Annotated in this window: 26 protein-coding genes; 8 read left to right on the top strand and 18 right to left on the bottom strand. The window is 51.9% G+C overall.

The window, feature by feature from the left end; all coding sequences use genetic code 11:
- Nucleotides 1-97 precede the first annotated feature (97 nt).
- Nucleotides 98-2,341 carry a phosphoribosylformylglycinamidine synthase subunit PurL gene (gene purL / locus ABJM21_RS04580; protein ID WP_348300160.1) on the top strand — a complete coding sequence of 748 codons (2,244 nt, stop codon included), beginning with the start codon at nucleotides 98-100 and terminating at the stop codon, nucleotides 2,339-2,341.
- A gap of 4 nt (nucleotides 2,342-2,345) precedes the next feature.
- Here purL and ABJM21_RS04575 read toward each other — a convergent pair whose 3' ends face one another.
- Nucleotides 2,346-3,875, bottom strand: coding sequence for a hypothetical protein (locus tag ABJM21_RS04575; protein ID WP_348300161.1), 1,530 nt, complete (start codon nucleotides 3,873-3,875; stop codon nucleotides 2,346-2,348).
- 29 nt (nucleotides 3,876-3,904) lie between these two features.
- Nucleotides 3,905-4,216, bottom strand: a complete 312-nt coding sequence (locus ABJM21_RS04570) for a hypothetical protein (RefSeq protein ID WP_348300162.1) — start codon at nucleotides 4,214-4,216, stop codon at nucleotides 3,905-3,907.
- Between the two features lie 178 nt (nucleotides 4,217-4,394).
- On the opposite strand from ABJM21_RS04570, the gene ABJM21_RS04565 reads away from it, so the two are divergent.
- On the top strand, nucleotides 4,395-4,814 hold the full coding sequence (locus tag ABJM21_RS04565; protein ID WP_348300163.1) for a hypothetical protein: 420 nt from the start codon (nucleotides 4,395-4,397) through the stop codon (nucleotides 4,812-4,814).
- Nucleotides 4,815-4,865: 51 nt separating this feature from the next.
- A complete protein-coding gene (locus ABJM21_RS04560) occupies nucleotides 4,866-5,288 on the top strand; it encodes a hypothetical protein (protein ID WP_348300164.1) in 423 nt (140 codons plus the stop codon).
- A 14-nt stretch (nucleotides 5,289-5,302) separates the two neighbouring features.
- On the opposite strand, the gene ABJM21_RS04555 is transcribed toward ABJM21_RS04560, so the two are convergent.
- The gene (locus ABJM21_RS04555) at nucleotides 5,303-6,106 is read right to left on the bottom strand and encodes a Coq4 family protein (protein ID WP_348300165.1); all 804 of its coding nucleotides are present in this window, start codon (nucleotides 6,104-6,106) and stop codon (nucleotides 5,303-5,305) included.
- Between the two features lie 235 nt (nucleotides 6,107-6,341).
- On the opposite strand from ABJM21_RS04555, the gene ABJM21_RS04550 reads away from it, so the two are divergent.
- The 4 genes from ABJM21_RS04550 (at nucleotide 6,342) to bfr (ending at nucleotide 9,138) form a co-directional block, all read left to right on the top strand.
- Nucleotides 6,342-7,016, top strand: a complete 675-nt coding sequence (locus tag ABJM21_RS04550; RefSeq protein WP_348300166.1) for a nitroreductase family protein — start codon at nucleotides 6,342-6,344, stop codon at nucleotides 7,014-7,016.
- Between the two features lie 39 nt (nucleotides 7,017-7,055).
- Nucleotides 7,056-8,303, top strand: a complete 1,248-nt coding sequence (locus tag ABJM21_RS04545) for a DUF418 domain-containing protein (RefSeq protein WP_348300167.1) — start codon at nucleotides 7,056-7,058, stop codon at nucleotides 8,301-8,303.
- A gap of 70 nt (nucleotides 8,304-8,373) precedes the next feature.
- Nucleotides 8,374-8,544, top strand: a complete 171-nt coding sequence (locus tag ABJM21_RS04540; protein ID WP_348300168.1) for a (2Fe-2S)-binding protein — start codon at nucleotides 8,374-8,376, stop codon at nucleotides 8,542-8,544.
- A 117-nt stretch (nucleotides 8,545-8,661) separates the two neighbouring features.
- Entirely contained in the window at nucleotides 8,662-9,138 is a 477-nt protein-coding gene (bfr, locus tag ABJM21_RS04535; protein WP_348300169.1) for a bacterioferritin, read from the top strand.
- Between the two features lie 5 nt (nucleotides 9,139-9,143).
- On the opposite strand, the gene ABJM21_RS04530 is transcribed toward bfr, so the two are convergent.
- The 5 genes from ABJM21_RS04530 to panB form a co-directional block, all read right to left on the bottom strand.
- Nucleotides 9,144-9,581, bottom strand: coding sequence for an Hpt domain-containing protein (locus ABJM21_RS04530; RefSeq protein WP_348300170.1), 438 nt, complete (start codon nucleotides 9,579-9,581; stop codon nucleotides 9,144-9,146).
- 133 nt (nucleotides 9,582-9,714) lie between these two features.
- Complete coding sequence (der, locus tag ABJM21_RS04525; RefSeq protein ID WP_348300171.1) at nucleotides 9,715-11,106, bottom strand: ribosome biogenesis GTPase Der; 1,392 nt, start codon at nucleotides 11,104-11,106, stop codon at nucleotides 9,715-9,717.
- A gap of 30 nt (nucleotides 11,107-11,136) precedes the next feature.
- Nucleotides 11,137-12,483: a PQQ-binding-like beta-propeller repeat protein gene (locus tag ABJM21_RS04520; RefSeq protein WP_348300172.1), complete on the bottom strand. Its 1,347-nt coding sequence runs from the start codon at nucleotides 12,481-12,483 to the stop codon at nucleotides 11,137-11,139.
- Nucleotides 12,480-13,268, bottom strand: a complete 789-nt coding sequence (locus ABJM21_RS04515; protein WP_348300173.1) for a tetratricopeptide repeat protein — start codon at nucleotides 13,266-13,268, stop codon at nucleotides 12,480-12,482. Before ABJM21_RS04515 ends, ABJM21_RS04520 begins: the two co-directional genes overlap by 4 nt.
- Before the next feature lie 153 nt (nucleotides 13,269-13,421).
- Nucleotides 13,422-14,294: a 3-methyl-2-oxobutanoate hydroxymethyltransferase gene (gene panB, locus ABJM21_RS04510; RefSeq protein ID WP_348300174.1), complete on the bottom strand. Its 873-nt coding sequence runs from the start codon at nucleotides 14,292-14,294 to the stop codon at nucleotides 13,422-13,424.
- A 124-nt stretch (nucleotides 14,295-14,418) separates the two neighbouring features.
- Between panB and ABJM21_RS04505 the strand changes: the two genes are divergently transcribed.
- Nucleotides 14,419-15,645: a TCR/Tet family MFS transporter gene (locus tag ABJM21_RS04505; RefSeq protein WP_348300175.1), complete on the top strand. Its 1,227-nt coding sequence runs from the start codon at nucleotides 14,419-14,421 to the stop codon at nucleotides 15,643-15,645.
- Here ABJM21_RS04505 and ABJM21_RS04500 read toward each other — a convergent pair.
- The 10 genes from ABJM21_RS04500 to guaA all read right to left on the bottom strand — a co-directional run bounded on the left by ABJM21_RS04500 (nucleotide 15,627) and on the right by guaA (nucleotide 23,463).
- Nucleotides 15,627-16,730 (bottom strand): glycerophosphodiester phosphodiesterase, encoded by a 1,104-nt coding sequence (locus tag ABJM21_RS04500; RefSeq protein ID WP_348300176.1) that lies wholly within the window; start codon nucleotides 16,728-16,730, stop codon nucleotides 15,627-15,629. The two genes, ABJM21_RS04505 and ABJM21_RS04500, sit on opposite strands and share 19 nt — an antisense overlap.
- A complete protein-coding gene (locus tag ABJM21_RS04495; RefSeq protein WP_348300177.1) occupies nucleotides 16,730-17,014 on the bottom strand; it encodes a DUF427 domain-containing protein in 285 nt (94 codons plus the stop codon). Before ABJM21_RS04495 ends, ABJM21_RS04500 begins: the two co-directional genes overlap by 1 nt.
- Nucleotides 16,984-17,523, bottom strand: a complete 540-nt coding sequence (locus ABJM21_RS04490) for a metal-dependent hydrolase (RefSeq protein WP_348300178.1) — start codon at nucleotides 17,521-17,523, stop codon at nucleotides 16,984-16,986. Before ABJM21_RS04490 ends, ABJM21_RS04495 begins: the two co-directional genes overlap by 31 nt.
- A gap of 24 nt (nucleotides 17,524-17,547) precedes the next feature.
- On the bottom strand, nucleotides 17,548-17,916 hold the full coding sequence (locus tag ABJM21_RS04485) for an ArsC family reductase (protein WP_348300179.1): 369 nt from the start codon (nucleotides 17,914-17,916) through the stop codon (nucleotides 17,548-17,550).
- Nucleotides 17,917-18,027: 111 nt separating this feature from the next.
- Nucleotides 18,028-18,516: an AAC(3)-I family aminoglycoside N-acetyltransferase gene (locus ABJM21_RS04480; RefSeq protein WP_348300180.1), complete on the bottom strand. Its 489-nt coding sequence runs from the start codon at nucleotides 18,514-18,516 to the stop codon at nucleotides 18,028-18,030.
- A gap of 78 nt (nucleotides 18,517-18,594) precedes the next feature.
- The gene (locus tag ABJM21_RS04475; RefSeq protein WP_348300181.1) at nucleotides 18,595-19,011 is read right to left on the bottom strand and encodes a GNAT family acetyltransferase; all 417 of its coding nucleotides are present in this window, start codon (nucleotides 19,009-19,011) and stop codon (nucleotides 18,595-18,597) included.
- 2 nt (nucleotides 19,012-19,013) lie between these two features.
- The gene (locus ABJM21_RS04470) at nucleotides 19,014-19,730 is read right to left on the bottom strand and encodes an endonuclease III (protein WP_348300182.1); all 717 of its coding nucleotides are present in this window, start codon (nucleotides 19,728-19,730) and stop codon (nucleotides 19,014-19,016) included.
- A gap of 78 nt (nucleotides 19,731-19,808) precedes the next feature.
- On the bottom strand, nucleotides 19,809-20,816 hold the full coding sequence (locus tag ABJM21_RS04465) for an NAD(P)-dependent alcohol dehydrogenase (RefSeq protein WP_348300183.1): 1,008 nt from the start codon (nucleotides 20,814-20,816) through the stop codon (nucleotides 19,809-19,811).
- 27 nt (nucleotides 20,817-20,843) lie between these two features.
- The gene (locus ABJM21_RS04460; RefSeq protein ID WP_348300184.1) at nucleotides 20,844-21,680 is read right to left on the bottom strand and encodes a hypothetical protein; all 837 of its coding nucleotides are present in this window, start codon (nucleotides 21,678-21,680) and stop codon (nucleotides 20,844-20,846) included.
- Nucleotides 21,681-21,903: 223 nt separating this feature from the next.
- Nucleotides 21,904-23,463 (bottom strand): glutamine-hydrolyzing GMP synthase, encoded by a 1,560-nt coding sequence (gene guaA / locus ABJM21_RS04455; RefSeq protein ID WP_348300185.1) that lies wholly within the window; start codon nucleotides 23,461-23,463, stop codon nucleotides 21,904-21,906.
- Nucleotides 23,464-23,489: the final 26 nt, after the last annotated feature.

The following is a 23,489-nucleotide window of genomic DNA, read 5'->3' as shown; positions in this document are numbered from 1 at the left end:
TCAATATGAAACCATAGTCCTTCGCAGAATGCAATGGGTCCTGCAAAACTGATAATTCACACTAGGCGGAATCGGGACGGCTCGTTAAAGGGTTTCCATGACACAGATATCATCGCGCACCGCCACCAAAATCACCCCTGAAATTGTCGCCGAACATGGCCTCAATGAAGAGGAGTATCAGCGCATCCTAAACGCGCTAGAGCGCGAACCGAATATTACGGAACTAGGCATATTTTCAGTCATGTGGTCCGAGCATTGCTCTTACAAAAGCTCGCGCCTGCATTTGAAAAAACTACCAACAACTGGACCACAGGTCATTTGTGGTCCTGGTGAAAATGCTGGGGTTATCGACATTGGCGACGGTCAGGCAGCGATTTTCAAGATGGAGAGCCACAACCATCCGTCTTATATTGAGCCCTATCAGGGCGCAGCAACTGGTGTTGGCGGCATATTGCGGGACGTGTTCACGATGGGCGCGCGGCCTGTGGCGAATTTGAACGCGCTTCGTTTTGGACGCCCTGAGCATCCGAAGATGAAGCATCTCGTCAAAGGCGTGGTTGCGGGTATTGGCGGTTATGGAAATTGTGTTGGCGTACCCACGGTTGGTGGCGAAACCAATTTCCATGAAGCCTATGACGGCAATATCATTGTCAACGCGATGACCGTTGGCGTGGCGGATGCAGATAAGATTTTCTATTCTGCGGCCAGCGGTGTTGGCAACCCGATTGTCTATGTCGGTTCGAAAACCGGCCGCGACGGCATTCATGGCGCAACCATGGCCAGCGCGGAATTTGATGACGACAGTGATGAAAAGCGCCCCACCGTGCAGGTTGGCGATCCGTTTACCGAGAAGCTGCTCATCGAGGCCTGTCTGGAACTGATGGCGTCTGACGCGATTGTCGCCATTCAGGATATGGGCGCGGCTGGCCTAACGAGCTCCAGTGTCGAAATGGCAACCAATGGCGAAGTCGGCATCATTCTCGACATGGACAAGGTACCATGCCGGGAAACCGAGATGACTGCCTATGAGATGATGCTGTCCGAAAGTCAGGAACGCATGCTGATGGTCCTGAAACCCGGCCGCGAAGAAATGGCCGAGGCGATTTTTACGAAATGGGAATTGGACTTTGCCGTCATTGGCGAAGTGACCGACACTCGCCGCATGGTTTTGACGCATAAAGGCGAGACGGTTTGCGATATTCCGCTAGGCCCGCTCGCTGATGATGCCCCGCTTTATGACCGGCCGCATCTGACCCAGGAAGAATATAAGGCGCATGTCGCGACCAAACCGCTCGGCGATATTCCCGAAAGCACTGATATTGGCGCAGACCTGCTCAAGATGATGGCAAGCCCCGCCCTCGCCTCCCGCCGCTGGATCTGGGAGCAATATGACAGCCAGGTCGGCGCAGATACAGCGCAACGCTCTGGCGGAGATGCAGCCGTTGTCCGTGTCCACGGCACCAATAAAGGCCTCGCTATCACCACCGACTGCACCCCGCGATATTGCAAAGCCGATCCGGTTGAAGGCGGCAAGCAAGCGATTGCCGAAGCTTATCGCAACCTCACCGCAGTCGGCGCAAAACCACTGGCGACAACCGATTGCATGAATTTCGGCAATCCCGAAAAACCGCATATCATGGCGCAATTTGTCGGCTGTATCGAAGGCATGGCGGAAGCCTGTGAGGCACTCGACATGCCGATCGTATCGGGCAATGTGAGCCTGTATAATGAGACGACTGGTGCAGATGGTGTGAGCCATGCGATTCTGCCGACGCCGGCTATTGGCGCCGTCGGACTGATTGATGATCTTGATACAATGATGACGGTTGGGTTTAAGGCGGAAGGGGAGAATATATTTATTCTTGGTCACCACACTTTAGACCTTGGGCAATCTTTATGGCTCCGAGAAATACACGGCCATGAGACCGGTTCGCCACCTTCCATAAACCTTGAATCAGAACTACAAACCGGAAACTTTGTGAAGTCACTCATAAATCAAGGACTTGTAAGTGCGGTTCATGATGTTTCTGACGGCGGATTTTTGGTTGCGGTAACTGAGATGTGCTTGGCAGGAAACTTGGGTGCTGATCTCGAAGAAGAGACTGTTAGTGAAACTCAGGTATATTTTAGCGAAACTCAAGGTTGTTATGTTATCACAGCTAACGACGCACAATCGAAGCAGCTAAAAACAATGGCGATAGAAGTCGGAATATCTTGCAACTATCGAGGAACGACCGGAGGGAATAGTCTCTGGATTGGTAATTCGCAGAAGAACAATATCCCTCTCGCCGACCTCCGCGAAGCCAGCGACAGTTTCTTCCGCGACTGGATGAAAGACTAGCCTCTCAGGCGTTCAACCCAACGCTATCCAGAAAAGGCGAGGAAAACGCATCACGCTCTGCTGCATCGGGCAGCAGCAATTTGCGCACCTGATTCCAGCGATCCACGCTGCCGCCATAGCCGCGCTGCACACGCGCCTTGGTGAGATCATGCATCTTGCCCCAATGCTGGGTGAACGGCATGCCCGCTGCCTCCAGCCGCTGACCGGCCAACGTAATCAACTTGCGCGTCGCTGGTGTATCGATGCCGTCAATGTCGATAACGCAGCTAGGATCATAGCGATTAAACGACAGGATACCCGGTGATTTTTGCGCGTAGCGGCAGGTAAAAACAACCGGCGCGTTCTTATGGACCAGAAACGCCTGACGCATGATTTCCAATGCTCTCGTGACCTGTGCAATCGGGACAGCAAACCCGGAACTCGCAATCCCCTCTCTTGCGCTGGTAAAACTATATGTCTCGCCGGGCAGTCGCCATTCATGCGGTCGGTCGGCGCGCACTTTCAACTCGCTTTGGATCAGCAAACTAGTCGCCGTATCTCGTAAGTCGGGAAACATCTTTATCGCCGAGGCAATCAGGCGCGGCAGATCGGTGCCCGGCTCCGCTTCGGACTTCAGATTATAATCGGCGTTATATCCGGGCGGGCACAATTCCTTGTAGCGCACCGTCGTATAGCCAATATCCATTTTACTGGGATCAAGGATCACCTGAAAGAAATAGGGCCTGCGGGTCTGATCCGGCAATCCGGAGCCCCTAAAGTCGAGCATGTTGAGCGCGCCCTGCAACTGGCCAAAGGGAATATGGAGCAGCGACGAATTGAGCAAATAGCGGCCCGTTCCGCGCAGCATGACCGAATGGACAATGCCAAGCGCGCCTAGACTGACAATGGCCGCATCAAACTTTGCATCATCGCGCACTAGTGTTGCGCCAAGCTTAGCCGCAAAATTGGCGGTCATCACCGGTGCTCTGGCGGGTTCGATCCACAGATTTTGCGTGGCCGTGAGAAGCTGGATACCTGCGACTTCGCTCTCCATAGCACCAACATCGATAGCCGAACCATGCACGCCGGTCCCGATGGCGCCAGCGATTGTCTGGCCATTGCTCGCGCCGGACGTCCGCAACGCGCGACGACGCGTCTTGGTTTCCAACCGCTCGTTTATTTTCGAAATATTCGTGCCGCACTGAACCAGATAAAGATCATCCCGCGACGTCGCACTCGCCAGATCAACATCGGTAGCACCGACATTAAACGTCCAGTCGAGATTGGCGGTTTCGACAACCCAACCATCCTTGACGACCGGAATATCCGAAAACGACCATCGCGATCCACAAGCGCGGATTTGCGCTCCAGCCGCCAGCGCATCAGCAATAATCCCTTGCAACCGCACCGCGGTGGCGCGCATCCCCGACATGGTCGCGCGCGTCGGATTCTCATTGTGAACCCTCAGCCGCTTTGCGATCGGTACCTTGATATTGAAGTGATGGTTCACCCATTCAATATTATTGTTCACCTGAATCTGATTGGGGGGCATCATATCTCTCCCATCTACATAAGTGTCGCGGACTATTCGTCGGTGCTGCCTTCATCCGAAGGCACTTTGGCACAGAAATATTCGATGGTAGCCGGCTGATAGAAGCCCAGCGTCAGCACAGTAATCAATGACTGACCGAAATTCGTTTTTACGCGTACTTCGTCTATCAAGTTCGTTTGACAATCGGCAACATTGCGCGGCTGACCCTTTGGCAGCAGATAGGCCTTGCTATTAACAATCGCATGCTCGCCGTCGGGATTAGGTCGCTCTACCACCAGCCGATGTTCGGCGCAGCTCGACAGGAGCACAGCACTGACCAGAACCAGTCCAAATCGCATTTTCATGACATTGTCCTCCTTCGCACCTGACGATTCATTTTTGAATTCAAGGCTTGAAATTTTGGACGACCCGGTTGGTTTATCGCTGAAACGACGGATAATCGCAATGGGGGTTTTCTGCCAGATATGGGCAGTCACAATTCCGAAAGATGACGTAAAGCCCTTTAAATGATACCCATATTCCATGAACACCAAACAAAATGCCGGCTATTCGGGTACGCCGCTTGCGAAAAAACTGACCCTGAAAGACGGCATGCAGGTGTGGTTTGATGGGATGCCAAAAAGCGTCCGCTCCGAGATTGATTCCTATGGATTGACTTTTCAAGAGCATGACGCGCCCATTCAGGGGCTCAATGCTGCCCATATTTTTGTCAAAGAACGCGCGGTGTTGGAGCAACATCTGACCGCGCTTCGGACATTGATCAATCCGGCTGGTCAAGTTTGGGTCAGCTGGCCGAAAAAGGCGTCGAAAGTGGAAACCGATATTACCGAAGATACGATCCGCAGCGTCTGCTTGCCTATGGGCTTTGTCGATATCAAAGTCTGCGCAGTCGACACAATCTGGTCTGGCCTAAAACTGACAATTCGCAAAGAACTGCGATGAAATAGCGTATAGCAAGAATGCTGACGGTTTTCTCAATATCAGGACAGCGGCATGACGGAGCTACATTGGACAGAGATTTGTAAGAATGCGCTTGTGTTGATCCGCGACTTGTTCGTTTTGGGCATAGTTATTTTTTTCCTGTTTTTCCCAATCCAGTTTGGAGAACAGCTCGGCAAAACAAATATTGGCCGCTTCAGCGCATTTGGCGTTGAGGTTGAATTACAAGCCAAAGAGATGCGTGATCAGGCAGAAGCGGCAAGAACTGAAGTGGCAGCTGCACAGGAGGCAGTCGATCAAACGCTGTCTGATCTCAAGATGTGGTCACGCTCCAATCCGCAAATAAGGCCGCGTGCTAGCCAGCTGGAGCAAAAAGTGGAGCAGTCGTCACAAAATTTGTCCAGCGCAAAGAGCGAAATCGATCGCTCCATCACAGGCTATGATGTTCTCGTCAGAAAAATCCAAGCTGCACAGTAGCGCTTCTTGTACTTCTAAGCTGGTTGGCCCAACAGATTGTAGGGATCAATCCCTTGCGCCTCATAGGCGGCATGAGCCTGCTTATAATATACCGGCTCACCGATATTCAAAAACGCACGCGCTTCATCGAGCGGCATAGCGAGTATTTTCTCGATATCATAATAAGCGAGACGCTTGGCTGCCTTGCCAAGCCGTTGCCCTTCACGAACAGCCCTCAGAACCGGAGCATTGGACGGAGACTGTTTCTTCATTTCCAGTGCCCCCGCATAGGCAATGAACAAAATCCCGAGATTGGGGTTTTGACCATAGGTAAAGCCAAGCACACATTGCTCACCCAATGCATCACGGCCATAGCCTGTCAGAACATGCAGCAAATCATGCGTGTCCCGCATCCGGTCGCCAAACCATTCCGTGACATCATTGCGCTTCTGATAGTCAGATCCATAACGATCAAATTCGGCCACCAGACCAGCGGCGGTCAGGCCTTCTTTTTCCATAAACCGCACATAAGACTGCCCTAAGCTATCGGCTGGAAGCTTGCGCAACTTGTCGTGATCATCGAGCATGGTTGGCAGATCGACATTACGCTCCATCAAATCCTGCGCATGCGGAGTTTTAAGAAAGCGCTTGGCATTGCGGATAAAGGCTTTCCCCGCGAGCGCCTCGATAATGTGGAACACTTCCGCTGTATCTTCCTTATCCGCAATCAATTTTCGGAAATGACGGAAAGCCTTTATCGGACGGATCACTGGTGTGACATGGTCTGTATTGAGGAGAGGCATATCCGCCGGGGAAATCACTTGGGGAGAGGTGGTCATAAAGGAATCACTTGATTGTTTGCTATGAGGTCATTGATATCTATTACTAACATCAATGTCAATAGTAGATATTTGCTTCCCTACATGTTGCTCGATAGCTATGCATTTGATCGAGAGATCACATAAACCGCTCGCCGACAACCAGCCAAAGGCGCGTGTGATTTGTGTGAACTTTGAAGTTGAATTACGCGCCTCATTTGGTGCCCTAAATATGACAAGCGCCAAGGAAACCACGATGAAGCCGCATGACACCCTGCCCTATACCCAGCTTCCCAATTACTCTGATGACGAGAGGGTCGCGCGATCGAAAGCCTTTTATGATGCGTTAAAAGTGCGCCGCACCTGCCGCTATTTTATCGATGAACCGATACCGCGCGCCGTCATCGAAAACGCCTTGCTGGCCGCTGGCACAGCGCCCAATGGGGCAAATCATCAGCCTTGGCATTTTGCAGTCATCGAATCCGCCAACAAAAAGAAGGCGCTGCGCGAAGCAGCAGAGACAGAAGAACGAGAATTTTATGACAACAAGGCCAGTGACGAATGGCTCGAAGCGTTGGGTCCGCTCGGCACGGATGCGGACAAGCCGTTTCTCGAAACCGCGCCTTATCTGATTGTCATATTCGGTCAGCGCAAGGGCGGCATGTTACCCGGCGAGATGAAGCAGAATTATTATGTTAACGAGAGCGTCGGCATTGCCACCGGCATGTTGATCACCGCGCTACATGATGCTGGGCTCGCTACCTTAACCCACACACCCAATCCGATGAAATTTCTCAACGAGCTGTGCGATCGGCCTGCCAATGAAAAACCGATGATGGTGCTCGTCGTCGGAAAGCCGGCTCCTGATGCAACCATCCCGGTCCATGCCACGATTAAGAAACCGCTAGACGCCATCGCAAGCTGGCTCTAACAGCCTGTATTGCACCTATAGTACAGCTAGGATCTGTTGATGAACGCTACGACCACGCAAACCCGACATATCTCCCTTGATGCGCTGCGCGGTTTTGCGGTTATGGGGATATTGTGGGTCAATATAACCGTTTTTGGCTTTCCGGAAATGGCCTATATCAGCCCCAGTATCAGCACATCGGGCAGCGTTTCTGATATCGCATCCTGGATGGCCTCCTTCATCTTGTTCGATGGTAAGATGCGGGCGATATTCTCTTTGCTCTTTGGTGCCAGCATGATGCTGGTGATTGAACGCGCAAGCGCGACCGGTCAATCACCAGCAAAGGTCCATTTTTCGCGTATGTTCTGGCTCGCGATATTCGGGCTCGCCCATTTCTATCTGTTGTGGTGGGGAGACATATTGTTTCTCTATGCTGCATCGGGTGCAGCCGTATATTTATTCCGCAGTTGGTCTGCCGAGAACCTGATCAAGCGCGGTGTATTGATTTACATAATCAGTTCCGTTTTGCTCATCATCGGTATGGGGACCATGTTCATTTTACAGAGCGAGGCGGCACAGCCGGGTGCCAGCCAAGAAATTATCGATGAATTTGCATTGATGATGGAGGGATTAGGAACTTCCAAAGAACAGCTTGCAACGGAAAGCGCTCTATATCGTGGATCATTCGTCCAGTTGCTAACCGACAAACTTACCAATCAAGTGTTCGATCCATTCAAAAACCTGATTTTGGGGCCCCTAGAAACTATTCCACTGATGATGATCGGCATGGGCCTTTACAAGTCTGGCTTCCTGCTTGGTCAAGGGAATCCCGATCTCTATCGCCGCTTAGCCGTCTGGGGCACTCTGATCGGCGGCATCATATTTAGTGCCTTTGCCTGGCTAGCAGCCAGCGGAGGTTTTGAAATCATCCTGATGATGAATATCACACAGGCTTGGTCGAGCTTGCCTCGTCTGTTGATGGCGGCAGGATATGTCTCCATCTTAATTTTGCTGATCCAGCGTTTTGCGCATCATCCCCTGCTCCACCGCGTTGCGGCGGCGGGCCGTGTTGCTTTCTCCAACTATCTTGGGACCAGTATCGTGATGGCCTTCATCTTCTATGGCTGGGGCCTCGGGCTTTTCGGAACAATCGGACGAGCCGAAATGATATTATTCGTGCTCAGCACGTGGACGACAATGCTACTCTGGTCCAAACCATGGCTCATGCGTTTCCGCTACGGACCACTGGAATGGCTCTGGCGGTCTTTGGCGCGGCGCGAGGTGCAACCTATGAAAATAAGCGGCTGACCTAAAATCGACTAATTTGCTATTGCGATCTATTCTCATTAGCTATATACGAGTCGCATAAGGAGCTCAAATGGTTGTTTGTGTCTGTAATGCGATAAAGGAAAAAGACCTGCGTGCCGCCGTGCGCAACGGGTCAGACAAGCCGAGCGAGGTCTATGCCCAACTCGGACGCAAGCCTAAATGCGGGCAGTGCCTATCGTTTGCGCGAACCATTATCGAAAATGAAGTTGCGACCGCTTAGCATTCTCTTTATCAAATCATTGAAATAGTTAACTTTTTCTGGGAACAAGAGCTTTCCTACAAGGTTCTGCTCGTGTATAGGTTTCAGCAACTTATCCCCCATTAAAAGGATTACGCCATGAAAGGTGACGCAAAAGTCATTGATTATCTGAATGAAGCGCTGAAAAATGAACTGACAGCGATCAACCAATATTTTCTGCACAGCAAGATGCTCGACAATTGGGGCGTCAGCAAGCTCGCCAAATTCGAATATGAAGAATCCATCGATGAGATGAAACATGCCGACAAGCTGGCCGAGCGGATATTATTCCTCGACGGCTTGCCCAATTTCCAATTGCTTGGCCGTTTGAAAATTGGCGAATCGGTGGAAGAGATACTGAAAGCTGATCTTGCTCTCGAGAATGAAGCGCTACCGCCGTTGAAAGATGGTATCGAGCATTGCGAAAAAGTACGTGACTATGTCACACGCGACTTGTTTGCAGAAATCCTCGAAAGCGAGGAAGAGCATGTCGATACGCTGGAACAGCAGTTCGACATGATTGAGCGTATGGGCATTGAAAATTATGTCCAGCTACAGTCGGGACCAGCTGAATAAGGCAATCAGCTATTGGTGACGTGATTGCCAAGACCGGAGGACCGGCGCCCAAAGCCCATTGGCTGGCGCTGGACCACTGGACTCGATTCATATTCCAATATCGGCATTGTTTCGTCAAATAGCGGCCGCAAGCCGACCACTTGTTCGATTATCTCATCGGGAGTTTCTTGATGTTCAACGCATTTGCGCGCTGTCATCTCGATGAGTTCGGCCACACCCGCCAACCGGATGGCTCCAAATTGCAGCGACTCACCTTTTAGCTTGTGCGCTGGCATGATGATTTGCGTTGCGTCCTTCGCACGAATTCCTGCCTCGATCTTAACGATCGATTGCGCACCATCTTCGCGGAAATAACCCAGTATGCGGACAAAATCGGGGCCCAGCGAAGATCGTGTTTCGCTATAGACCGCCCAGTCAATCAATTCGCTATCAAGCTGCGTCAAAGATCATATCCCTAAGAGAAACAAGTAAAACATATTCCTAGGGCAGAGTTTAGAATCCAAACTGTAAAGACTTGGTTATCAGCGTGGAAAAATAATTAACTATCAAATGGAATTGATGGAATGACCGAAGCGATCAATCTTTTTCGTGATAAGGGTTTTTCGGAGACCGGATAATCAGACGCACCGGCACACCGCCGAAGCCGAGTTGACGTCTTATGCCGTTGATCAGATATCGGCGATAGCTTTCCGGGAGATCATCAACCCGCGTACCAAAAATCACAAAAGATGGCGGCCGGGTTTTGGCCTGGGTGATATAACGGAGCTTGATCCGTTTACCACCTGGTGCTGGTGGCGGATTATCTTCAATCGCATCTTCGAACCAACGATTCAATTTGCCGGTAGCTACGCGCTGCGACCAAACCCGCCGCGTGTTGAATGCTGCTTTCATCAGCTGGTCAATGCCCTTACCAGTAAAGGCAGAAACCGCAATCAGAGGAACATCCCGGACCTGTGCGAGACCATCATCCAGAGCAGCGCGGATCCCATTGAACAGCTTACTGGGCCCTTCTGCTACATCCCATTTGTTGATCGCAATGACCAGGCAGCGCCCTTCCTGGATGGTTTGATCCGCAATCCGCAAATCCTGTGCCTCAAGTCCCTTGGTCGCATCAAGCAACAACACAACGACTTCGGCAAAATCAATCGCGCGTTTGGCATCGGCGACTGACAGTTTTTCAAGTTTGTCATTCACCTTGGCACGTTTGCGCATGCCCGCCGTATCGATGAGCCGGACTTTGCGATCGGGCTCGATGCCATCAAGCTTTTCATCCTCGGTCAGCGCTTCATCATACCAGACCCATTCCACCGCGATGCTGTCACGTGTAATGCCGGCTTCCGGACCGGTAATCAAACGATCTTCATCAAGCATTTTGTTGATCAGAGTCGATTTACCTGCATTGGGCCGACCAACAATCGCCAGTTTAAGCGGAGCTCTCTCATCTACTGGCTCGTCCTGCGCCGCCGCCTCAAATGCCTCGACATAGGGACGTACAGCCTGAAACAGATCAGCAATACCATCACCATGCTCTGCACTCAGCGCTATCGGATCGCCAAAGCCAAGGGCATAACTCTCCAATATACCGGATTCCGCTGCCTTTCCTTCTGCTTTGTTGACAAGCAAAACCACCGGCGTTTTGGAACCCCGCAACCATCGTGCAATTTCTTCGTCGAGCGGCGTCAAGCCTGCCCGGCCATCGATTACAAACAGCGCCAGTTCAGCTCCGGCAACCGCCATTTCCGTCTGATGACGCATCCGACCTGGAAGGCTTTTGGCATCCTCATCTTCATAACCGGCCGTGTCGATAATGTTGAATTCAAGACCCAGCAGATTGGCCGCGCCTTCGCGCCGGTCGCGGGTCACACCGGGACGATCATCCACCAGCGCCAGTTTCTTGCCGACCAGCCGATTGAACAGAGTGGACTTACCAACATTGGGCCGCCCGATAATTGCAATATTGGGCAGCATATGGCTATTCCCGTTCCTTACTTAATGACCTTATCGGAACGCAGAAATGCGGCCGCTATTATCCAATACGTAAAGCATCTCGCCCGCCACAATTGGTGGCAGTGACACGCCTTGCTTGACGTCAAACAGGGTTGTGCTGCTGCCTTCAGCAAGGGAAATAGATACAACTTCACCTTCCGTACTCGCCACTATCAAGCGATTTCCTGCAAGCACTGGTCCTGTCCAATTGATCGGGTTTTTCTTCTTCTCTTCATTGCGGAAAGCCGCCAGTTGGCTGATCCACCGTACTTTTCCAGTGGGCCGTGCAATACAGAGCAACTTCGCATCATCGGTAAGAACAAAAACCCACTCGCCAGCAACAACCGGCGTTGCAATACCGGCTATGTTCAATTCCCAGATACGCTGACCTGTAACCAGCTCATAAGCAGCCATCCGGCCACCCTGCCCGAGCGCAAAGACACGACCACGATCAATTACTGGATCTGCATCAATGTCCGACAGAGTTGCAACCGATGTTGAGATACTGGTCCGTGCCAAAGCATCATTCCACAGGTTACGGCCATTTTCATAGCGATAAGCGGTGAGCTCGCCCGATGAATAGCCAGCAATGACCGTACCTTGCGCTGCTGCGGGAGCAGCCACGCCAAAAATACCAGCAAGCCCGACAGTGCCTGCTTCATTCCATTGGACTGATCCATCACTCTGACTCAAAGCATAAATCTGGTTATCTTGAGTCATGACATAAACATTGCCATTCGAAATTGTCGGCGCGCCGCGCAATGGACCTGCTGGTCGCACTTTCCAGAGCTGGCTGCCATCGGCTGCGTTCAACGCGACAACATCACCCACACCATTGGTGGCATAAACCATTGTACCCTGTGCGCTGACACCGCCGCCAAATCGCGACGGTTTGCCATCGCTTTGTACTTCTATTTGCGTGGACCAGCTTTTGGCGCCAGTAGCCGCATCGAAAGCATGTACAGTGGCCTGCGTATCCACCGCATAGAGCCGTCCGCCGGCTACAACCGGAGCAGCAGCCAGTCGTTCGCGTTTTGTCGTGCCGCTAATATCCGCTGTCCAAACCCGGGTCGATGCCGAGCCCAAGGCAACATGCCCAACCGATTTACCCGCATTGCCACCGGATTGCGCCCAATCTGGATTTGCACGGGGAGCAGGAACAATAACCTGAATACCGGCAAGAGCGGGGTCAACCGCCGCGCCACTTTCGCCGGTCAGGATATTGGTGCGCTTACCTAAGGTCGGTGTGGCTTTTTCATTATCGCCGCCGCCACCCAATACGGCGCAACCAGACAATATAGAGACAGTTATCAGGCCCGCACAAATCTTCGCGAAACCTTTATTTTTAACCGAAATCATTCCTCTGATTCTCCCTCACTAGCCGCTGAGGCAGGTGCATCTGCAGCCGTCGCGGTAGTATTTATTTCTCCGTCAGTGTCGAGTTCGACGGCATCTATTCCTTGTACACCCGCCATCTGCAAAGCGCGGGAACGAATTGTTGGTGGAACGGACTCATCCTTTGCCAGCTGCGCAAATAGCGGTCCGGCAAGATCTGCTTTATCCAAATTCAAATAAGACAGTGCAACCATTTCACCAGCACTGCCGAACCAGGAATTGCCAGGTACGGCGAGCGACTTCAATCGATCAATGACCTCTTGCGGTTCCAAAGTATCAAATTCTGCTGTTGTCTGGCGGATGAGAGCCAGATCCCGAAAAGGTTGCGGCAGATCAGTATCAGAAACAATGGCCTGATAGCCTGCAATGGCAGCCTTCGCGTCTTGCTTTTCCAATGCGATATTGGCTTGCATCAACTTTGCTGCTGCCTGATAGCCCTTCTGATTGGCGCCTTCGAGCGATTCCAGCGCTGTCGAAGCGCCATCCAGATTATTCCGTTTCACGCTGTCAATAGCAGCAACATATTCCTCACTACGGACACCGGCTTCTTCATCGAGGCTATTATTGTAGAATATCCACCCCGCCAGTGATGCCAAACCGACAACGATAGCTAATCCGATCCAGACGCCATAACGACGCCCAAAATTTTTCATGTCATCTTCACGCACAGCATCATCAACCTCGCGCATGAACACCTGTTCTTGCCGATCCGATTGTTCTTCTGGTGTATCTTTATCGTCTTTGGCCAACCTGGCCTCCTTCAAAATATATACGTGTTCGGGATCATGAATGTTGGCCCCAAAGATTCATTGATTGTCCTTTACCGATCGTATCTGAAAAGTCCAAGTATATCGTCCATTTCCAGATGCTGAACAGTTAGTTATTTTTGTTGAATGAAAGCGCTATTTTTTTGGTTGATAAAGCTGCTCTGGCCCCGGAAAACTGCGGCTGCGAACCTCACCGGCATAACTCGTAACGGCTTGTTCAATATTTTCGGAAATATTATAGTATCGCTTCACAAATCGCGCTGTGCGTTCAAACATACCCAGCATGTCTTCTGTTACCAGCACTTGGCCATCGCATTGAGCCGATGCCCCAATACCGATAACCGGCACATCTACACTCTTGGTGACAGAAATGGCGATGGGTTCCAATACCCCTTCAGCAACCATTGCAAAAGCGCCAGCATCCGCCACAGCTTTGGCATCCGCTAGAATCTTTTCATGCTCTTCCTGGCTACGGCCTCGCGCAGCATAACCACCCAATGCATTAACAGCCTGCGGCGTTAGCCCGATGTGCGCCATCACAGGAATACCGCGCTGCGATAGGAAAGAAATGGTTGAGGCCATCGACTGCCCACCTTCCAGTTTCACCGCTGCACATCCCGTTTCAGCCATGATTCTGCTAGCCGACTCAAACGCTTGTTCCGGAGATTTCTCATAGGAACCAAAAGGCATATCGACGACCACAAGACTATGATAGCTGCCCCGCACTACCGCAGCCCCGTGATTACACATCATATCCAGCGTAACCGGCAATGTAGAAGGCAAACCATATATGACCTGACCGAGAGAATCCCCCACAAGCAGCATATCGCAATGCGCATCAAGCAATTGGGCGGTGCGGGCCGTATAGGCAGTCAGCATCACCAATGGCTCTTCCGTTTTGCCTTCAAATTTACGCCGCTGGATGGCCGGAACGGTCAACCTTTTCAAAGGCTTTGGCGTAGGATTAGCGCGGCTGGTTGAAGTGTCGAGTGTGAATGTTGTAGACATAACGGATTACATAACTCCCACAAAGCAATAAGGCTAGCGTTGCGTTTAATTGGAAAATGCGGCATCAAATAGGCCTCTCACGACTCAACCTCACATTTCTATCTCCAATTCATTGGAATTCTGTATGACATCGGTCCGAAAGCCGCAGTCCATATTGCTGTTCGTCGCGTTCATTGTGTTTATCGACATGATGGGCATTGGCTTGATACTTCCGGTCATGCCGTCGTTAATCACCGATCTGACTGGTGCATCCATCGATCGCGCTGCCGAAATTGGTGGATGGTTGTTATTCGCCTATGCGATGATGCAATTTCTGTTTGCCCCGGTGATCGGCGGTTTGAGCGATCGTTTCGGTCGGCGTCCCGTCCTGCTGACGACATTGTTTCTTCTGGGATTCGACTATGCGATCATGGCTTGGGCGCCTGATCTTGTCTGGTTGTTCATCGGCCGAATAATTTCCGGCATCATGGGTGCGAGCTGGGCAGCGGCAAATAGCTGTGTGGCGGATGTTGCAAAGCCGGAAGAACGCGGTAAATTTTTTGGTATATTGGGAGGAGCAGGCGCTTTTGGCTTTGTCATTGGGCCAGGCCTTGGCGGAGTATTAGGTGAATATGGAGACCGCCTGCCATTTATTGCTGCATCAATATTGGCGTTAATTGGCACGGTGATTGGCATCGTGATCCTGAAAGAAACATTGCCTCCTGAGAAGCGGAGAAGTTTCTCGATAACACGCGCCAATCCAATGGGTAGCATCATGCAAATGTCCAAAACGCCGCTGGTCATTGGTTTTCTGTCTACGATATTCGTGCTGCAACTGGCCGCGCAAGCCCAGATCGCGGTTTGGGCTTACTGGCTAATCGAACGTTTTGACTGGAGCAAATTGCAGATTGGCCTCAGCGTTGCACTTTTCGGAATATTGCTGGCGCTCGTCCAAGGGGTTTTGACCGGTCCGGCTATATCTCGTTTCGGAGAAAGACGAACTGCTTTGATCAGCCTCATGTTCGGCATGCCGGCCTATCTCTGCTTCGCCTTTGCGCCATCGAGCGGGTTTGTCTATCTTGGTATCGCGATTGGCGCAGCAAGTGGTTTTGCCTTTCCCGCTATGCAGCAAATGATGAGCACACGCATCGATGAGGATGCACAGGGCGAGTTACAGGGTGCCATAGCGAGTATGATCAGCCTGACATCAATATTCGGACCGGTCATGATGACTGGCATATTTGGTGCCTATGCAGACAAGCAGGGATATTACTTCCCGGGTGCGCCGTTCATAGTCGGAACCGTCTTGATGGCCGTATCGGTGATCATCTATGCGGTTACTGTCCGGCGCTATTATTCCGCTCCAAACTGATCCACCGCCATCGTCGCTTCGCGCGGATTATCGCTGAATAGTCCATCGATGCCAGTCGCCAGATAGACTTTCATCTCAGCCTTTACATCGCCAATAGCAGAGGCTGTATAACCGCCCTGAAACTCAGTGGGCAGAAAGACATTTTCGATGCGGAATGTCCACGGATGTACGACAAGACCTGCTTTATGAGCATCGGCGACAAGGCTAGTTGGTTGTTTGAGGTGGCCTTGGTCATCCCGGCCAATTATCAACGATTTTGATGGTCCCAAACCGCTGGCATATTTGGCGATATCCGACAATCCTGTTGGCGTGATCATATCTGCATATATCAAATCACCCCGGTCTGGCGGCCCACCTTGATCGGCGACCAATTGCACCAGCCGGATTTTAGTTTTCTTGGCCAGTTTCTGCAAATTATCCACTTCAAATGATTGGATAAATACCGGATCGTCCGCACCATCAAAACCATATTTTCCGAGCAATTCCAACATCGGCTTTTCATGAGCCAGACCAATAGAAGCGAAATAAGATGGATGCTTGGTTTCAGGATAAACGCCAACGCGTTCACCCGTTTTCGCTTCATGCTCTTTCAGCAGTTGAAGCACCTCTTCGAAGGTCGGAATATCCCACTGTCCGTCCCAAGCTGCATTTCCCGGCCGCACCTCCGGCAGCCTTTCTTTGGTTCGTAATGTCTTCAATTCAGCTAACGTAAAATCCTCAGTAAACCAGCCGTTATATTCCTGGCCATCGATGATCTTTGTCGTTTTCCGATCGGCAAATTCTGGTTTATCCGCGACATCGGTCGTGCCGCTTATCTCATTTTCATGCCGGGCAACCAGAATGCCATCCTTGGTTAGCACCAGATCAGGCTCGATGAAATCTGCGCCGTAGTTAATCCCAGTGCGGTAAGCCTCTAACGTATGTTCGACCCTATTTCCGCTGGATCCACGATGCGCAATGACTATGGGTAATTCCCCATGCAATGTTGGGGCTGTCCTGACGACCATTTCGGCATCCTCTGTTTGGGCACTGCAAGCACCGGCCAAAACCAGCAATGATAGGGTCAGTAGAGCACGGACAAACATCAATCCGACACTTCCACACCGTTCCAAAAGGCGATCCGGTCCTTAATCTCACTGGCTGCATCCTTTGGCTCGGGATAATACCAAGCCCCATCCGCGTTGGTCTCTCCATCAACTATCAATGTGTGATAGGATGCTGTCCCTTTCCAGGGACAGAAAGTGGTTTTATCGCTACTCGTAAGAATATCCGCCATTACGGCATCGCGCGGAAAATAATGATTGCCTTCCACCATCACAGTATCGTCGCTTTCAGCTATTATCGCGCCATTCCATTTTGCCGTAACCATCTCATTCTCCATTGTTTTAAGCCGAGGATCATTCCAACCAGTAAAATCAGCGGTGTCCAGATCCACATAGCTTCCGATTGTAACACTTTCATGCCACGCATCGACATAAAATCCGATATACCTATCGGCGATACGGCAATCGGGGTTGCGGGTGCAAAATGGCGGGTCTCGTCCCATGGCCAGAACAGGGCGGCGCCCAATCCCCCATTGGTCAATGTATCGAGCAACCCGTGTGAAGCCATAGCGGCAAACAGGAATAAGCCCGCGGTGACATAGCGTTGCGGCCGTATCAGCGCGACCGCCAGCAAAGCAGCAATAGCCGCAAATAAAAGCGAATGGCTTGCGCCTCGATGACCCCAGCTATCGGCATAGTCAATCCCAAAGCCAAAGCCGATAACATCCGCATCAGGCAGCATCGCAAAGACAATGCCTGTTGCGATCACTGGAACCGGCAACCGACTACGACCCAACAACAGCGCTCCGGCAATCGGAACCGCTGCGTGAGACATGATTGTCGGCATATCGGCTGCGCTCTAGCTGTTGCGCGCTGTTAGTCCGGCCGCTTCATAATCGGACGCTTTGAAGCCTACAACCAACTCTTCACCATGCTCCAGCACCGGTCGTTTGATCATACTCGGATTTTCCACCATCAGCATGATGGCCGTATTCTCGTCTATATTTTCTTTCATCATGTCAGGCAGCTTCTTGAAGGTCGTGCCACGCTTATTGAGCAACGGTTCCCAGCCCACCTGCATCACCCAAAGCTCCAGCATATCTTTGGTAATCCCGGATTTTTTATAGTCGTGGAAGACATAATTTATGCCGTTTCGTTCCATCCAGTTGCGCGCTTTCTTGATCGTGTCGCAATTGGAAATACCATACATTTTTGTTTCGTTAGCCATGACTTTACTCATCCTGTTTTTCTGACATTGCTCGATTTTTGGATCAACAATGCGTTCCCAAAAAGGGATTAGCCAGAAATCGACGCCGCGCAAGAGCCAATCGCGTCGGGATTAGTCTGTGCGCTCCCCATCATCTTCAACAGCAATATCAAAATGGAGCACATCCTCACGGGTTCCAAGGCCAGTATATAATGCAATAGCTGGATCATCGCCGTGGTCCGCTTGCACAAACACTACCCAGGCGCCGCGCTCAGATGCAATTTTACGTAAGGCGTTGATCAGTTTTGTCGCGATTTGCTGTCTGCGATGGCTTTCTAATACCGCCAGATCATAAATATAGATTTCAGAGCGTTCCTGCTCCAGTTTTTCCATTTCATAAGCGGCGAGCCCGCCAACGACCTTCCCTTTCACCAGCGCAACCAAAGCTATGAAATGTTCTCGGGCCAACAATTTTGCAAGGTAAGCATCACTGGAAGCCTTGCCATCATAGGTCGTTTCATCCTCAAACGCCGCCCCAAAAACATCGAGCAGATCGCAAGCAAGCGCTCTGTCCGAGGGACATAATTGTTGGATAACAGCGGATAGCGGATCGTCATTCATAGCTATTTTTATAGCACAAACGTTGAAGATCAAAAATGAAGGAAGCGCGTCAACTCCAGTTCGCGTGGCTAGAGACCTTCAATCGAGCCGGCGGCCAATGGTTACAACCGGCTGCACATCATATCCCAGTGCTTTATAAAATCCGATGGCTTGCTCGTTATCATCGCGCACCATCAACTGGATTTTTGGTGCGTTTCGTTCACGCAGCCAGCGCTCGGCAGCTTCCATCATTATCCGTCCAAGGCCCTCTCGGCGCCTATCCGGCAAGACCCCGAGATAATATACCCAACCGCGATGGCCGTCATCGCCAACCATGATTGTTGCCACCAAATTCCCGTCCCTTTCAAGACAAAGAACATCGGATGTCGCACCATCCATGGCGCGCCGGAAATCAGCGGATGCATCATTCCATGGTCGTGTCAGACCGCAAGTCTCCCAAAGCGATAGTACCGCATCGCAATCGCCTACGCCAGCTCGCCGCGTTACGGATCCCATATTCACAACCTCTGCTTCCCGGCCGCCCGCCCCATCTGACAATCGCCGCGCACCGGACAGGATCCACAATCGGGCCGAGATGGCCGACAATGGGTCTGGCCCAGCCTTTTCATCAGAAGATGATGCTCATCAATATCCGCCGCAGACCAGTCAGGCGGCAGGACCGGCATCAGGATATCATAAGCACGCGTCGTATCCGCTTTGGGCGGAACTAGCCCGATGCGTTGTACCACCCTGCGATGATGCGTGTCGATCACCAGCGCCTTGCGCTTGAGCGTGCTGTTGCTCATCACACCTGCACTTATCTTGCGCGCGACGCCCGGCAGCGATTCAAGCCATATCATTGCTTCTGCGGTGCTTATTTCCTCGAGGTGCGAAAGGTCAACGGCCCCGCGACGATTGATAATTTCTGACAGGCAGTCCTTTAAACGACTTGCCGAAAGGTCTGGAAAAGTTTGACTTGCGAGATATTTGATCAGCGCTTCCAGAGGCCCCTCTGCTACCGCTTCCCAACGGCCGTAATCTGCCAATAACCGGTCCGTCGAGGCATTGGACACCGCCGTCTTCGATCGTGCACCGATGACCCCTTGCACCAGCGTCCAGACCGGATCACGCCGCTTGTTCGCAGGACGCACGATCCGCCCGAAATGTGCAATCAGCTGCTGCTGGATCCGGTCCAGCAAGACCGACCGGGAATCAAAATCAAAGGTAACTTGCATGGCTTGGAGGATGCCCTGAGATATCGAACATGACAAGAACATTGCGCCCAATAAATCATGGACATCCCGAGATAGCGGTCAAATATCGACGATAATCTTGCCGAAATGCGCACCGGATTCCTGATGACGAAAGGCGTCAGCCAGTTCTGCGAGCGGGAAATGTTTGTCGAGCACAGGCTTGATACCATTAGCCTCAATCGCCGCGATCATCTCGATCTGCTGCGCGCGGCTGCCGACGGTCAAACCCTGGACACGCAAGTTTTTCGCCATCAGCATCGCGGTTTGAACCGGTCCAGCGAAACCGGTGAGCACGCCAATAAGTGCAATATGTCCGCCAATACGCGTCGCCATCATCGACTGATCGAGCGTTCCGGGGCCGCCAATTTCCACTACGCAATCGACACCCGCTCCTCCGGTCAACTCAAGCACTTTCGGTCCCCAGGCTTCGATCTCTTTATAGTTGATCAAATGGTCCGCGCCCATTGTCTTGAGCCGATCCAGCTTGTCGTTGGAGGAGGAGGTTGCGATGACTGTCGCACCAGCCGCCTTGGCAAATTGCAATGCGAATATCGACACGCCGCCCGTACCTTGCACTAGCACCGTATCACCGGGCTTTACGCAACCATCGACAAACAGCGCCCGCCAAGCGGTCAGGCCCGCGCAAGTCAGGGTCGCCGCTTCCGCCGCGCTGTAGCCTTTTGGTGCATGGGTCCAAGACGTCGCTAGTCCAACCGCCTGTTCACAGGCATAGCCGTCAATTCCGTCACCGGGCACGCGCTGAAAACCGCCTTCGGGCGGCGCACCGTCAATCCAGTCAGGGAAGAAGGTCGAAACCACTGCGTCGCCGGTTTCAAACACGGTGACACCCTCGCCCACGGCCAATACTTCGCCAGCGCCATCGGACATCGGTATCCGATTTTCAGCGGTTGGCAGCATGCCTTTGACCACCGCATAGTCGTGATAGTTGAGCGACGACGCACGCAGCCGGACCGCGATTTCACCGGGGCCGGGGGCTGTTGGGTCGGGCAGATCGACAAACTTAAGATTGTCGAGTGATGCTGGTGCTTGGAGTTGAATGGCTTTCATGGTTTCTTTCCTAATTGTGCCTCGTTCTTATTCTTCATTCTCACGAAATTCTGAAAGTTTATAGGACTGAACCAAAAACTCACCAGTCTGGCGAATAAACTCAATCGAAATATCCGCGACCATACTCGATTCATCATTGCTTCTTTCTCGTTGAACAATCACGCCATCGACCGATGCATGGTCAGGGCCTTTCCCGACAGGCACTCCGAGATATAGTTTGCCGCTTTTCAGCATCTTAATAAAGTCTGGGGCAAGTTCTCTTGCACTCGCCGCCAATAACCACTTCAGTTGTTGGTCAGAGCGATTTTCATCTACCGCTTCGATTTTTGCTACTATCTGCATCGCATCGGCAGCCGCCAGTCGATCACCACGCATTAAATTACAGCGCGCCAGAAGCTTCGGTACATTGCGGACGCTTTCTTTTTCTATGGATTGACATTCCGGAAGCAATTTTAGCGCTACGTCGGCCATCTGGAAAGCATAGGGTACTGTTAAACCTCCAGCACATGCGCTCTCAGCGTCACGCCGGATCGAAGCGGGTTTGATTTGTTGTCCAACAACATTGGGCTGAAGACTTTCAGCGTCCCCGGCCTCCGCAACTATGAACCAACCATGGAGACATATCGTGATCTCCCCAGAACCATCAGCTTTGGATTTTTCCAATTCACGAGCAAGTTTCTGATCGAAAAGTCGCGATCTACCTATGATCTGACTCCAATCCCGTTGCCCAATGCCTGCCGACAACTCTGCTGGCTGAATACCCTCAGGCGACTTGGGAGTTTCGATTTTAACACGGGGCGATCGGCCAGGCTTGCGAGCGAATTCGATTGCGACGACGTCATTGCCATAACCGTCGACGAACATCATCCGCCTGAATGTTACGCCTTCTTGTGTCAGGACTTTTGCACTCTTCCAGCCATAGAGTGACCGCATTTTGGATTGGACGTTGTCATCACAACGATCAGTTCCGTCATCATCGCCGCATCCGCGATCAAAAACATTGTCCATCGCCGACTCGTCTTGAGCAGAAGCAGAATAAACTGGCTGCAAAAGTACAAAGAGGGCGAGGATGAATTTGTTCAAAGAGTTATTCCCACTCGATAGTCCCCGGCGGCTTGCTGGTATAATCATAGACCACCCGGTTGATCCCCTTCACCTCATTCACAATCCGTGTCGAAACCCGCGTGAGGAAGCTCGCGTCAAAGGGATAGACATCGGCAGTCATACCATCGGTGCTGGTCACCGCGCGCAGACCGCAGACGTTGTCGTAGGTGCGGTGGTCGCCCATCACGCCGACGGTTTTGACGGGTAGCAGCACTGCAAAGGCCTGCCAAATTGCATCGTATAGTCCGGCATTTCTGATCTCTTCCAGATAGATAGCATCGGCTTTGCGCAAGATATCACAGCGTTCTTTGGTCACTTCGCCAGGAATGCGGATGGCGAGACCCGGTCCGGGGAAGGGATGGCGACCGACAAAAATTTCCGGCAGGCCTAGTTCACGGCCGAGCGCGCGGACTTCATCTTTGAACAGTTCACGCAACGGCTCAACGAGCTGCATATTCATACGTTCCGGCAGACCGCCGACATTATGGTGCGATTTGATCGTCACGCTGGGTCCGCCAGTAAAGCTGACACTCTCAATCACATCGGGATAGAGCGTGCCTTGCGCGAGAAAATCTGCACCACCAACTTTTTTTGCTTCAATCTCAAATACATCGATAAAAGTCTTACCAATAAATTTGCGCTTCTTTTCCGGATCCGTTTCGCCTTTCAGGCCGTTCAGAAACAGTGTCTCAACATCCAGATGCACCAGAGGAATATTATAGTGCCCCTTGAACAGGCTCACCACCTGATCCGCTTCACCCATCCGCATCAGGCCGTGATCAACAAACACACAGGTCAGCTGCTCGCCAATGGCTTCATGGATCAGAACAGCCGCGACCGCGCTGTCGACGCCGCCACTTAGGCCGCAAATGACTTTGCCGTCGCCGACTTGTTCACGGATTTCCTTGATCTTGGCGGCCTTGAATTCAGCCATCGTCCAGTCGCCAGCACAGCCGCAGACATGGCGGACGAAATTGGCGATCAGCTTGCCACCATCCGGCGTGTGCACAACCTCGGGGTGAAATTGCATCCCGTAAAAACGTTTCTCATCATCCGCGATGATCGCAAAGGGCGCACCTTCGGTCGTCGCGACAATCCGAAAGCCGGGAGCGAATTCCGTTACCTTATCCCCATGGCTCATCCACACCTGATGCTTTTCGCCGACCTTCCAAAGTCCGTCGAACAACACACAGCTTTCAGCGATTTCGATAAAGGCACGGCCAAATTCGCCGCCCTCGCCGCCTTCTACCTGACCACCCAGCTGGGTGGTCATCACCTGCTGACCATAGCAGATGCCTAGCACCGGAATACCAGCATCAAGAAAGGCCTGCGGGATACGCGGACTACCATCTTCGGTAACGCTGGCGGGCCCACCAGAGAGGATAATCCCTTTGGGTTTCATCCGCGCAAATGCCTCTTCGGCATTGTTAAACGGGGCAATTTCGGAATAGACTCCGGCCTCGCGGACCCGGCGGGCGATAAGCTGCGTGACCTGAGAGCCGAAATCGACGATCAGGATGGTTTCTTCATGAGCTATAGACATGCAGAGCGCTTAATCTGATGAAGCGA

The organism is Parasphingorhabdus sp., assembly GCF_039977335.1.
GTDB lineage: Bacteria > Pseudomonadota > Alphaproteobacteria > Sphingomonadales > Sphingomonadaceae > Parasphingorhabdus.
The sequence above is the reverse complement of the archived record's forward strand: the minus strand, read 5'-3'. Positions and strand labels throughout refer to the sequence as shown.